Genomic DNA, 12,935 nt, shown 5'->3' on the forward strand with positions numbered 1-12,935 from the left:
GCATAGCATTATTCACCTAAACACCTAAAAATGAAATTATTATTAATAACAAGCGTATCAGAATACGAAAAAGAGGTTTGCAAACTTTTTAAAAAAGCTGAAATAATAGTTTATAGCACATCTGATATTCAAGGGCATAAATTTTTTGCAGGAAATAACCTGCAAGACAATTGGTTCTCTACCCAAAGAGATTCTTTTGATTCTAAATTATATTTCTCTTTTACTTCAGAAGATAAAATTGAAACCATCTTTAAAAGTATTGAAGCATTTAACACCGAAAAAACGAGTTCAAATCCATTAAAAGCAATTGTATTGGATATTGAAAAATTTATTAACTAAAAAAAAACTAAATAAAAATGAAAAATAGAATTATACACATTGTAGCTGGCCTTTTTATCCTTATTAGTATAACCTTAGCTGTTAAAGTCAATATAAACTGGTTATGGTTTACGGCTTTTGTAGGTGTAAATTTATTTCAATCTGGAATTACCAAATGGTGCCTCATGGGAACAATTTTAGGCAAATTAGGTGTAAAAGATTAAATTCTTTTGTAATTTGCCAAAAAATTGTAAGGCATTAAAAACAAATTAAAACATATTATATCGAGTGTACTATTAATAGCTGTACTGCTTCCTTTTGCAGTACAGTTTGTACATTCTTTTGAACGTCATGAACACATTTGCAGTGAAAATAACATTCATCTTGATACACATAAATTAGATTGTTCCGTTTTTCACTTTAAAATAAATCAAAATTCTATTGATTTTTCTTCCGAAGAAATTACTTTTGAAAACAACATTTCAAATGCTCATATTTTCACCAGTGAAGCGTGTAAATCACTCGTAAATCTTTACTACAAATCATCTAGAGCCCCCCCTATTTTATTGTTATAATTAAGCTTACATACAATTACTTAACAATAAAAACATATATATTATGAAAATATACTTAACGCTATTTTTAGTAGCGGCTTCCTATATTTCAATTGCACAACAAAAAATTTCTGGTACCGTTACAAATAATCATAATAAACCTTTATTTGGGGTTGAAGTGTTTGTTGAAGAACTACAAAAAGGAACTTCAACTGATGAAAACGGCTATTATGAATTAACCAATTTACCCAACAATACAATTCATCTTATCTATAATTATTTAGGATATGAAACACAAATTAAAACAATAGCACTAAAAAATGAAGAGACTGTATTTGAAATAATTTTAGAAGATGCAGTATTTCATATGGAAGAAATAATTATTTCAACTCCTTTCAATAAATTGCAGTCTGAAAACGTAATGAAAGTTGATAAAATAACCGTTCAACAATTAAAAACCAAAGGAGCAGCTACTTTAATTGAAGGTGTTAGCTTAATACCAGGAGTTTCACAAGTTTCAACAGGAACAGGTATTGGAAAACCTGTAATTAGAGGACTTAGAGGAAACCGGGTATTGGTTTACTCACAAGGAATTCGTCTTGAAAATCAACAATTTGGAGATGAACACGGTTTAGGAGTTGACGATGCTAGTATTGAAAGTATTGAAGTAATTAAAGGTCCTGCATCGTTATTATATGGTTCTGACGCCTTAGGTGGTGTACTTTATTTTACACCTTTAAAATTTGCCGATGAAAATACATTTAATGTGTATGCTAACCAAACTTACTTTACAAATACAGACGGAAGCAATACCTCTTTTGGAGTAAAGCAATCCTATAATTCTTGGAAGTTTTTAGCTAGTGGAGCCTACAATTCTCACGGAGATTATAAAATCCCTGATAATAAAAGCGTTCTAAATACTCGTTTTAATGAAGCTATTTTTAATGCGGCTATTGGCTTTAACAGTAACCTAATTTCTAGTGTTGCGCGTTTTAATTTCAATCATTCTAATGTTGGTATTCCTGAAGAAATTGGCGCTGAGAACACCTTTAAGACACCGATGTTACCTTACCAAGATTTAACTAATAAATCAGTAAGCTTAAACACCATTTTCTATTTAAATAATTCAAAAATATCAACTGTATTTGGATATACAAAAAATGACAGAAAAGAGTTTGAAGAACATCATGATGAACATGCTGATGACGACGACGATCACGATGACCACGATGACCACCAAGATGATGAAGAGCTACATCCGTCACTTCACCTAAAATTAAATACGTTTAGCTACGATGCAAAATGGCATTTACCTAAAACTAAAAATTTTGAAGGAATTTTTGGTGTACAAGGAATGCTACAAAACAACTCAAATTACGGGGAAGAAATCCTAATTCCGGATGCTACTATAAATGATATTGGGCTTTTATTTACAGGTACTTATGATTTTAAAAATAATAGTAACTTACAAGGTGGAATTCGTTTTGATTACAGAGCAATTGACACTGAAGAACACATTATACAACACGAAGATGAACTTCATGTTTTTGATGCGCTTGATAAAAATTATGAAAACTTTTCAGCATCTTTAGGATATAAAACAACACTGTTTAAAGTTATTACCAGCCGATTTAATGCAGCTACAGGATTTAAAGCACCCAATTTAGCTGAATTGACTTCAAACGGTGTGCACCACGGATCCAATCGTTTTGAGATTGGAAATCCTGATTTAAAAAGTGAACGCAATGTACAATTAGATGTTGCTTTGGAATACGATACGAAACATTTTGAACTATTTGCTAACGGATTTTACAATTATATAGACAATTATATTTTTATAAATCCGACAGGTGATTTTGAAGATGGTTATGACGTTTATAAATACACGCAAGAGAATGCAGAGTTATATGGTGGAGAGTTTGGATTTCACTTACATCCCCACCCATTAGATTGGCTGCACTTGCAAAGTAGTTATGAAACTGTAATTGGAAAACAAAGCAATGGAGACTATTTACCGTTAATTCCTGCAAATAAATTCATCAATACTATTAGAACTGAATTCAACATAAAAGACTGGTTAAATAAAGGCTTTGCAGCCATTACTGTTGAAAGCAATTTGGAACAAAATAATGTAAGCGACTTTGAAACGGCTACGGAAGGCTACAGTTTATTAAATATTGGTGCTGGTGCAACATTTGTAGTTTCTAGAATTAATTTTGATGTAAGTTTAAACCTTAACAATGCGTTAGATAAAACGTATATTTCTCACTTATCTCGCTTGAAGGCAAACAACATTCCTAATATTGGAAGAAACTTTATTGCTAGTGTTAAGTTTAAACTTTAACTCTTAATAATCGTATAAAAAAAAAGGTAGCCTGAAGAGATCAGGCTACCTTTTTTTATGTATTTAATTTATTTGTTATTCAATCACAAATAATAAATCTCCTTTTGATACAGAGTCTCCAGATTCGTATTTAATTCCTGAAATAACCCCGTCTTTATGTGCTTCAAGGTTATTCATCATTTTCATAGCTTCAAGCACAACAACCATTTCACCTTTTTTTACAGTGTCACCATTTTGTTTCTTGAATTCAACAATCATTCCTGGAATTGGAGCTAATAAAGCATTTTCATTGCTTTCTTCTGTAGAAACTTTCTTCTTACGTTTTTTTCTAGCTACAGCTTTCCCGTTAGGAATTGCAACATTAAATTTCTCTCCATCAACAATAACTTCCATTTCTGTCATTTGAGAATCTCCTTTGCTAGCAGTAGTAAGTTCTCCAGATAAAGCTTTTGCAATTAATTCTTGCTCTTTCTCTACTTCAGCCATAGTTTTAGCTTTCACATCAGCAGGAACTTCTTCTTTACCATATTTCCACTTCAAAAATCTTTTACCTGTTATAGGGTACAATGCAACTAAAACTTCATCATCAAGATCTTGAGCAACATCTTTAAATTTATCTTTTACTGCTTCCATTTCAGGCTCTAAGATTGAACCAGGACGTACAGAAATAGGCTCTTCTCCACGCTCATAATCTTTTAAAGCTTTCGCTTGAACTTCAGGATTGATAGGCTCTGTTGTTTTTCCATATAAACCATAACAAAGATCTTTTACCTCTTTTGTAATTTGAGCATACTCACCTTCGTAAGAATCAAACAATACATTGTTTACTGTTTGTACCCCAACAATTTGTGAAGTAGGTGTTACTAATGGAATATTACCTAAATCTTTACGTACTTTTGGTAACATTTTAAATACATCTTCCAATTTATCCAAAGCATCCATTGCTTTTAACTGGTTTACCAAGTTAGAAAGCATTCCTCCTGGAGTTTGGTGAAGCAATACATTAATATCTGTAGTAGAGTATTTAGGATTGTTATCTAAATGTTTGTACTTAGGAATATATTTCTCCATTTCATCAGCAATAGCAGTGATTTTTTTGATATCCATACCAGAGTCACGGTTAGTACCTAACAATGACATAATGATTGGCTCAACAGCTGCGTGAGACGTACGGTAAGCGTAAGGCCCAATACAAGTATCAACAATATCAACACCTGCTTCAATTGCTTTAAAAATAGCTAAATCACCCATACCTGAAGTAAAGTGCGTATGTAAATTCAATGGAATATCAGTGATTTTTTTGATTTCACGAACCATATTGTAAATATCATATGGCGCAATTAAACCTGCCATATCTTTAATACAAATAGAATCTACACCAAAAGCTACAAGTTCTTTTACTTTGTTCAAATAGTACTCCATATTATACACATCACCACCTAAACGAGGTTGGTTTAAAGTATAACATACAACTCCTTGAAAATGCTTGTCGTTATCTTTAATAACTTGAGCTGCAGTTTCAAAGTTACGGTAATCGTTCAATGCATCAAAACAACGGAAAATATCCATTCCATTATCAATAGAACGTTGCACAAATGCTTTTACAACATCATCAGCATAGTTACGGTAACCTACAACGTTTTGACCACGAAGTAACATTGAAAAAGGTGTTTTTGGCATTACTTTTTTCAAAGTTCTTAATCTTTCCCAAGGATCTTCACCTAAGAAACGGTGCATGGTATCAAACGTAGCTCCACCCCAAGTTTCAACAGCGTTATAACCTGCATTATCAATCATTTCTGCAACTGGCAACATATCTTCTGTACGTCCACGTGTTGCGAACAAAGATTGGTGACCATCACGTAAACTTACGTCGTTAATTTTTATTGGATTAGCCGCTTTAGGACGATCTGCTCCAAATTCTAGTTTGGACATTTCTAATATCCCGTGTTTATCGAAATTCATCATTTTAATGTTTTAATAATTATTATAGAAAAGGTTTAGCTCCTGGTGTTTTTAATTTACCTTGCACCATTTGTCTGTCGCTCATAATTCTACGTATTCCCATTTTTCCCCAAACATCTTCTGATACTTTGTCTGGTTTCGTTTCCATTTGAGTGTAAGCACTAACTGCTATCACCGCTGCTCTTCTCTTTTTTTCTGTTTGTGTCATAATAAAAAAATTATAGTGGAATATTTCCGTGTTTTTTAGGAGGCAATATTTCCGACTTAGAAGACATTGTTTCTAATGCCATAATTAATCTTTCTCTTGTTTCACTTGGTAAAATCACCTCATCAATATATCCTCTTTCAGCTGCCAAATAAGGTACACTAAAAGCTTTTTCATACTCTTCTATTTTTTCTTGAGTTTTAGCTGCTTTATCTTCAGCTTGGCTAATGTCTTTTCTATAGGTTGAAATTACTTCAACTGCTCCTTTAGCCCCCATTACTGCAATTTCAGAAGTTGGCCAAGCAAAAACCATATCAGCTCCTAAATGGCTTGAACTCATTGCTACATAAGCACCTCCATAATCCTTTCTACATACTACGGTAAATTTAGGAACGGTAGCTTCTGAATAAGAATATAATAGTTTTGCTCCGTGTCTAATAATACCATTCAACTCTTGTTCTACACCAGGTAAATATCCTGGTACATCTACAAATGTTATTAATGGAATATTAAAAGCATCACAAGTTCTAATAAACCTACTTATTTTATCTGATGCATCAATATTTAAACAACCTGCTAAAAACATTGGTTGGTTAGCTATAATACCTACTGATCTGTTATTTAATCTACCAAAACCAACAATTGCATTTTCAGCAAAATGTTCGTGAACTTCATAAAAATCTCCTCCATCTAAAACCTCTTCAATGACTTCTTTCATATCATAAGACATTTTAGAGTCATCTGGTATAAATGTATCTAACATATCACAAGATCTTTTTGGATCGTCTCCCATTTCTAATGTTGGAGCAGTCTCCATATTATTGTTAGGTAAATAATCAATTAAATCTCTAATTTGTTCAATACAATCTTCGTCACTTTCACAAGCAAAATGTGAGTTACCACTTTTTGAATTATGAACCATTGCTCCTCCAAGTTCTTCAAATGTAGTTTCTTCACCAGTTACAGTTTTAATTACATAAGGACTTGTAATAAACATATGACTCGTTTTTTTAACCATAAAAACAAAATCAGTAATTGCAGGTGAATAAACAGCTCCACCAGCACAAGGTCCCATAATTGCTGAAATTTGAGGTATTACACCTGATGCTCTAGAATTTTTAAAGAAAATATCTCCATACCCTTTTAAAGCATCAACACCTTCTTCAACTCTTGCCCCACCTGAATCATTCAATCCTACAATAGGAGCACCAGCTTTCATAGCCAAATCCATTACTTTACAAATTTTAGCGGCATGTATTTGTCCTAAAGAACCACCTCTTGAAGTAAAATCTTGAGAAAATGCAAATACAGATCTTCCATTTACCAATCCATAACCAACAATAACACCGTCAGATTCAATCTCAACGTGTTCCATTCCAAAATTAGTAGACCTATGCTTTGCAAATGCATCTATCTCATGAAAACTATCCTCATCAAATAAAAGGTTTATACGCTCACGTGCCGATAGTTTATTTTTGGCATGTTGCTTTTCAACTCTTGCATCACCTCCCATTTTAAGAACTTGCTCTCGTTTGGCTTTTAACAAATCTATTTTTTCAACAACTTTCATATTTATTTCTATTGTTTAAATTTTATTTTTTAAGCTAAATTTTTCAATAACTATTTTTATGCTATTTAACTGTAACAAAGATAACAATCGCTTTTAATTAGAAAACTGATAAGTATCATACTTTTAACGAAAACAATAAAATACCAATAGATCCTACATAAGCATTTTATACACATATATAAAAAAAAACCGTTATTTAAGTCTTTTTATTGAACAATTAACATTTAAATAGGTTTAAATTTGAATATATGTCAAATTTTATTTTATTCATTGTTTTTTATTCAAATGGCCTAAAACACCCTAAAAAAGCCTGATTTTTTGAATATTAGAAGCTAAAAAAAAGATAAAAAAACGCACTAAAAATATATTTATTTCACTTCAATAAAATTATAAACTGCCATTTAAAACGTTTTCGAAGCAATAAAAAAAACCGTCTGCTTTTTGTTTTATTTTACTCTAAAATTCGATTCATTTACTGTTTAAATTAAAATCAAAGAAAAAAAACTTTTTTTTAAAAAAAAGTCATATTTAACAAAAAAATATCGATTTTACTTTAAAATAACTTGTTTTTTATCAAAAAAAAATCTAAACAAACGTTTTTAACGTCATTTTAAAGAGCTGTTATTATTTATTTTTTATGATTACTTTTAGCAAAAATTTAAAACCCTCATAATGCAAAAATCTCAAAAACTAGAAACCATTAATTTAAATAATCCTATAAAACGAACGCTTGTTGGAATTCAATTTTTATTTGTAGCCTTTGGAGCAACTGTGTTAGTTCCTCTTTTAATAGATATTGACCCTTCAGTTGCTTTATTTACTGCTGGAGTTGGAACTCTTATTTTCCATTTAATTACAAAAGGAAAAGTCCCTGTATTTTTAGGTAGTAGTTTTGCTTTTATTGCTCCAATTATAGCGGCAACAAAGTTATATGGTTACGCAGGAACCTTAGGAGGCTTAATTGCTGTTGGGTTGGTATACGGGATTGTTTCGGCAGTTATTAAACTTTGGGGATTGCGAATTATTGAAAAAATATTCCCTTCTATAGTTGTAGGACCTGTAATTATGATTATTGGTTTATCATTAGCTCCTGTTGGAGTTGATATGGCTAAAACAAACTGGCTTATTGCACTTTCAGTATTAATAACAGCTATTATTATTGTAGTTTATGCAAAAGGATTGATGAAGCTAATTCCTATTTTTATTGGCATTGTAGTTGGATATCTAATTTCAATTATTGCAGGTTTGGTAGATTTTACATCTGTTAATGAAGCTGCTTGGTTTGTATTACCAAAATTTACAAGGCCTGAATTTAATTGGGCTGCTATTGTGTATATGATACCTGTTGCTGTAGCTCCTATTATTGAGCACATTGGTGATATGTATGCAATTGGTGGAGTTGCAAACAAAAAATTTGTAAAAGATCCTGGTTTACACAGAACCTTATTAGGAGATGGAGTTGCTACGGCTTTTGCTGGTTTTTTAGGAGGCCCACCAAACACCACTTATTCAGAAGTTACGGGTGCAGTTGCTTTAACTAAGATTGTAGATCCTCGTGTATTGAGAATAGCTGCTGTTACGGCGATTGTTTTTTCTTTAGTAGGAAAAGTAAGCGCCATATTAAAAACGATACCACAAGCTGTTTTAGGCGGAATTATGCTATTATTATTTGGTATGATTGCAAGTATTGGTATTAAAACATTGGTGGATGCAAAAACTGATTTTTCAAAAACAAGAAACCAGGTGATTGTTTCAATTATTTTAACCATTGGAATTGGAGGTGCAGAAATTTCATACGGAAATTTCTCATTGGCAGGAATTGGTTTAGCCTCTATTGTGGGTGTACTATTGAACTTGATATTACCAAACAAGTCAACACCTATAAAAGGAAGTCACGAAGAGTAACCTATTATCACGCATAAAAAAGCCTTTTTGAATATATTCAAAAAGGCTTTTTTTTATAATATGATTATTTAAAACTACATCATAAACTTAATGATGAACAACACTGCAATTACATACATTATTGGTTTTATTTCTTTAAATTTCCCTGTCAATAATTTTAATAATACATAGGACAACATTCCAAACACAATACCTTCAGCAATACTATACGTTAAAGGCATCATAATAATGGTGAAAAATGCTGGAATCGATTCTGTAAAATCGTTCAAATCAACTTTTGTTATAGGTGTTATCATCATTAAACCTACAATTATTAAAGCTGGTGCAGTTGCTGCTGCCGGAATAATCATAAACAAGGGTGCAAAAAATAACGAAAGTGCAAACATCACAGCAACCGTTAAAGCAGTCATACCTGTTTTTCCTCCTTCAGCAACACCTGCAGCACTCTCTACATAAGTTGTTACGGTTGAAGTTCCTAAAATTGCACCTACAAATGTTCCTATAGAATCTGCAAATAACGCTTGTTTTACTCTTGGCACTCTACCATCTTTATCTAACATTCCAGATTTTGAAGAAACACCTACTAAGGTGCCAACGGTATCAAACATATCAACAAATAAAAACGTAAATAATACAATTAACATATCAATTGTAAAGATTTGAGAAAAATCAAATTTAAAAAAGATTGGTTCAATTGAAGGTGGTAAACTCACAAATGTAAATCCTTCAGGAATAACAGTTACTCCAACAATTAAACCTATAACTGTTGAAGATAAAATCCCTATCAAAATAGCGCCCTTTACTTGTTTTACTAATAAAACACCAATAATGATAACTCCGGCTAATCCAACCCAAACTGCAGGGTTTTTCATATCGCCTAAACTCACCAAAGTTGCAGGATTATCCACTATCAATCCAGTTCCTTTTAAGCCTATGAAAGCAATAAAAAGTCCAATACCAACTGAAACTGCGTGCTTTAAATTTAAAGGTATTGAATTCACTATTAACTCACGAATATTGAACGCCGTTAATAATAAAAATACAATCCCTTCTAAGAATACTGCTGTTAAAGCAAATTCCCACGAATAACCCATTCCTAAAACTACTGTAAATGCAAAAAAGGCATTCAATCCCATTCCTGGTGCCAATGCAAATGGTAATTTAGCAACCAATGCCATTACTAACGTTGCAATTACTGCAGATAAAGCTGTTGCTGTAAAAACAGCATCCTTATCCATTCCTGCAGCACTTAAAATACTTGGGTTTACAGCTAAAATATACACCATTGTCATAAACGTAGTGATACCTGCAATAATCTCAGTTCTAAGTGTTGATTTTTGTTCGGTGATTTTAAAATATTTATCTAACATAATCTATCCTTATTTATATATTCCATTTAACACCTAAAGTTGGTCGTGCTTTAAAACCATTGTAACCTGCAAAGTTATTTGAAACCTCAACCTCACCTCCTAATGAAAAGGATTTATTTAAATGATACCAAATTTGTGGCTCAGTTAAAAGTATTGTTTTTTCGCTCAAGCCATTTTCAGACCATAAATCAGCAAAACCAATAAATGTAAGTTTTTCTTGAATGATGTTCCAGTACCAAGTTCCTGTTACTTGATAATTTCCTTTACTAGTTCCTTTGAAAACTTTATAACCTGCATACGTTGAAAATCCCCAAACGGCATTTGACATACCATAATTAGCTCCAAAAATCCAAGCATTGTTAATTGTATAGCCATCTAAACCACCGTCACCATCAAAATCACCATTACCCAAACCACCATTAAATTCAACGTGTAAACCTACTGGCATTTTTTCTGTTTTTAAAACACGTGCCAATTCAAAATACACTTGACTAATACCATTTTCTCCATTAAAATCAAAATCAGTAAAAGTATAAGTATTTCCGTACTTATCTGGTTTAAACATTTCAAAAGTTAGAGTTATATGTTCTCGGTCAAAATCATAATGACCTTGAAAATTTTGAGCGCTTAAAGTAACAACTGTAAAAAAAGCAAAAAGAGTACTAATTTTTTTCATTATAAATAAGTTAAATTTTAAGCATCAAATTTACCTTAAATCACACCAATCAGTCTTTTATTTAAATCTTAACTTGTCAACATTTAATTACGTACTAAAGCTACTTTAATTACTTATAAAATAAGACTCATAACCACAATATTGCTATCTTTCATATTAAAATTTACAGATTGTTAATAAGTTTTTACTTACAACCCGTTAAAAATGAATTCAATCAGCACTAATTAAAATTAAAAATAGTTGAATTTCAATATTTTATAACGTAAATTTATACTACAAATACTATTATCTTATGAAACGGTCTAGGCTATTAACCCGCCTTTGGGAGTTTCAAAATAAGTATGGTTATATCCCTGACGTTGCCATTTCAGAAATTGCCCAAAAGCTAAGGGTTTCAAAAATTGAAATTGAAGGAGTTGTTTCTTTTTATCACTTCTTCCACAGACAACCAACTGGAAAATACATTATTTACCTCAGCAGCAGTATTATTTCAGAATTTAAAGGTTTAAACGAAATTAAAACTGCTTTTGAAAAAGAAACAGGATGTACTTTTGGTGTGTATAATCAACATCCGCTATTCTCACTTTTCGAAACTTCCTGCATTGGTTTAAGTGATCAAGAGCCCGCTGCTCTTATCAACTTTTATCCATTTACCAATTTAACACCTAAAAAAGTCGCTTCAATTATTCAGGATTTAAAAAACGGCATACAAGTCGATTCTATAGCTAACAAACCTGCTAGTAAAATTCAGTTCATTCCTTCGGAAGAGAAAACAGTTTTTTTTAGAGATTATCACTTAGGGAATTCATTAGAAAATTTAAAATACTTAGATGCCAATGAAGTTTTAGACATTATTTCAGATGCTGAACTTACCGGTCGTGGTGGTGCTTTTTTTCCTACTGCACAAAAGTGGATGTATGGTAAAAACGCTACAAGTGAATTAAAATATATTATTTGTAATGCCGATGAAGGTGAACCTGGAACGTTTAAAGACAAAGCTCTTATCCAGAATTTACCCGGACTTATTATTGAAGGAATGATTATTTCGGCCTATATAAGTGGTGCACAAAAGGGGTTTATTTATTTACGTGCAGAATACAGCTATTTACTCGCTAAATTAAAAGCTACCTTAGTTAAATTTCAGAAGCATAATTTACTTGGAAAAAACATCTTAAAAATACCTAATTTCAATTTTGATATTGAAATTCAATTGGGTGCTGGCGCCTATGTTTGTGGTGCTGAAACCGCTTTAATAGAATCTTTAGAAGGGAAACGAGGAGAGCCAAGAATTAGAAATAGTTTTCCTACAGAAAGAGGTTTTAATAACCATGCTACCATTGTAAATAATGTGGAAACTTTTGCAATGGCTGCAAGAATTATTGAATTGGGAAGTGAGTACATTTCAAAAATTGGCACAAAAAATAGTAAAGGCACCAAATTGTTAAGTGTAGCTGGAGATATTGCCAAGCCAGGTATTTATGAAATTGAATGGGGAACCACCGTTGAAGAGCTATTAAACCGCTGTGAAGCTAATGCTCCCTATTTTGTTCAAATTAGTGGACCTTCAGGTGAATGTATTAATGCTACTGAATTTAACCGTAAATTTTGCCAAGAAGATTTAGCCTGTGGTGGTTCGGTTATGATTTTTAATAGATCCCGAAGTATCCTTCAAATATTAGAAAACTTTATTCAATTCTTTAAAAATGAATCCTGCGGTAATTGTACGCCTTGTAGAGCTGGAAATCAGATCCTCTTTGAAAAAATACAGAAAATAAAACGGGGTATTTGCACCACCGATGATTTAAAAGATGTTCAGAAGTGGGCACAAATTATGAAACTGACAAGTCGCTGTGGGTTGGGGCAATTTTCTGGAAAAACCTTTAGTATGGCAATAGATAAATTTGACGATTATTTCAATTTAAAAGTAACCACTTGTAGTGATAATTGTAACGTTGAATTTGATATAGAACAGGCTATCTCTGATTATGAGCAGGTAGTCAAAAACACACAATTATAGTTTAATCTTAT

10 protein-coding genes are annotated in these 12,935 nt (G+C 31.9%); 5 read left to right on the forward strand and 5 right to left on the reverse strand.

Annotated elements, in window-relative coordinates; all coding sequences use genetic code 11:
• Positions 1-30 precede the first annotated feature (30 nt).
• The 3 genes from CHB67_RS15815 (at position 31) to CHB67_RS15825 (ending at position 3,216) form a co-directional block, all read left to right on the forward strand.
• Positions 31-339 (forward strand): hypothetical protein, encoded by a 309-nt coding sequence (locus CHB67_RS15815; protein WP_089382771.1) that lies wholly within the window; start codon positions 31-33, stop codon positions 337-339.
• Between the two features lie 17 nt (positions 340-356).
• Complete coding sequence (locus CHB67_RS15820) at positions 357-542, forward strand: YgaP family membrane protein (protein WP_089382772.1); 186 nt, start codon at positions 357-359, stop codon at positions 540-542.
• Positions 543-936: 394 nt separating this feature from the next.
• Complete coding sequence (locus CHB67_RS15825; RefSeq protein ID WP_089382773.1) at positions 937-3,216, forward strand: TonB-dependent receptor; 2,280 nt, start codon at positions 937-939, stop codon at positions 3,214-3,216.
• A 75-nt stretch (positions 3,217-3,291) separates the two neighbouring features.
• On the opposite strand, the gene CHB67_RS15830 is transcribed toward CHB67_RS15825, so the two are convergent.
• The 3 genes from CHB67_RS15830 to CHB67_RS15840 are packed head-to-tail and all read right to left on the reverse strand — an operon-like array spanning position 3,292 to position 6,956.
• Complete coding sequence (locus tag CHB67_RS15830; RefSeq protein ID WP_217900279.1) at positions 3,292-5,184, reverse strand: pyruvate carboxylase subunit B; 1,893 nt, start codon at positions 5,182-5,184, stop codon at positions 3,292-3,294.
• A 19-nt stretch (positions 5,185-5,203) separates the two neighbouring features.
• Complete coding sequence (locus CHB67_RS15835; protein ID WP_089382774.1) at positions 5,204-5,389, reverse strand: hypothetical protein; 186 nt, start codon at positions 5,387-5,389, stop codon at positions 5,204-5,206.
• A 10-nt stretch (positions 5,390-5,399) separates the two neighbouring features.
• The gene (locus tag CHB67_RS15840; protein ID WP_089382775.1) at positions 5,400-6,956 is read right to left on the reverse strand and encodes an acyl-CoA carboxylase subunit beta; all 1,557 of its coding nucleotides are present in this window, start codon (positions 6,954-6,956) and stop codon (positions 5,400-5,402) included.
• A gap of 672 nt (positions 6,957-7,628) precedes the next feature.
• Here CHB67_RS15840 and CHB67_RS15845 point away from each other — a divergent pair.
• A complete protein-coding gene (locus tag CHB67_RS15845) occupies positions 7,629-8,861 on the forward strand; it encodes a uracil-xanthine permease family protein (protein WP_089382776.1) in 1,233 nt (410 codons plus the stop codon).
• A gap of 74 nt (positions 8,862-8,935) precedes the next feature.
• On the opposite strand, the gene CHB67_RS15850 is transcribed toward CHB67_RS15845, so the two are convergent.
• Positions 8,936-10,231, reverse strand: coding sequence for an NCS2 family permease (locus CHB67_RS15850; protein WP_089382777.1), 1,296 nt, complete (start codon positions 10,229-10,231; stop codon positions 8,936-8,938).
• Positions 10,232-10,244: 13 nt separating this feature from the next.
• Positions 10,245-10,907 carry a DUF5020 family protein gene (locus CHB67_RS15855; RefSeq protein ID WP_089382778.1) on the reverse strand — a complete coding sequence of 221 codons (663 nt, stop codon included), beginning with the start codon at positions 10,905-10,907 and terminating at the stop codon, positions 10,245-10,247.
• A 292-nt stretch (positions 10,908-11,199) separates the two neighbouring features.
• Between CHB67_RS15855 and CHB67_RS15860 the strand changes: the two genes are divergently transcribed.
• Positions 11,200-12,924 carry an NAD(P)H-dependent oxidoreductase subunit E gene (locus CHB67_RS15860; protein ID WP_089382779.1) on the forward strand — a complete coding sequence of 575 codons (1,725 nt, stop codon included), beginning with the start codon at positions 11,200-11,202 and terminating at the stop codon, positions 12,922-12,924.
• The last annotated feature ends 11 nt before the right edge of the window (positions 12,925-12,935 follow it).

Source organism: Lutibacter agarilyticus, from assembly GCF_900188235.1.
In the GTDB taxonomy this organism is placed as follows: Bacteria; Bacteroidota; Bacteroidia; order Flavobacteriales; family Flavobacteriaceae; genus Lutibacter; species Lutibacter agarilyticus.

Excerpts from the sequence above, each read along its gene's own strand:
- CHB67_RS15815 (WP_089382771.1), top strand. The coding sequence starts at position 31 with ATGAAATTATTATTAATAACAAGCGTATCAGAATACGAAAAAGAGGTT.
- CHB67_RS15850 (WP_089382777.1), bottom strand. The coding sequence starts at position 10,231 with ATGTTAGATAAATATTTTAAAATCACCGAACAAAAATCAACACTTAGA.
- CHB67_RS15825 (WP_089382773.1), top strand. The coding sequence starts at position 937 with ATGAAAATATACTTAACGCTATTTTTAGTAGCGGCTTCCTATATTTCA.
- CHB67_RS15860 (WP_089382779.1), top strand. The coding sequence starts at position 11,200 with ATGAAACGGTCTAGGCTATTAACCCGCCTTTGGGAGTTTCAAAATAAG.
- CHB67_RS15840 (WP_089382775.1), bottom strand. The coding sequence starts at position 6,956 with ATGAAAGTTGTTGAAAAAATAGATTTGTTAAAAGCCAAACGAGAGCAA.
- CHB67_RS15835 (WP_089382774.1), bottom strand. The coding sequence starts at position 5,389 with ATGACACAAACAGAAAAAAAGAGAAGAGCAGCGGTGATAGCAGTTAGT.
- CHB67_RS15830 (WP_217900279.1), bottom strand. The coding sequence starts at position 5,184 with ATGATGAATTTCGATAAACACGGGATATTAGAAATGTCCAAACTAGAA.
- CHB67_RS15845 (WP_089382776.1), top strand. The coding sequence starts at position 7,629 with ATGCAAAAATCTCAAAAACTAGAAACCATTAATTTAAATAATCCTATA.
- CHB67_RS15855 (WP_089382778.1), bottom strand. The coding sequence starts at position 10,907 with ATGAAAAAAATTAGTACTCTTTTTGCTTTTTTTACAGTTGTTACTTTA.
- CHB67_RS15820 (WP_089382772.1), top strand. The coding sequence starts at position 357 with ATGAAAAATAGAATTATACACATTGTAGCTGGCCTTTTTATCCTTATT.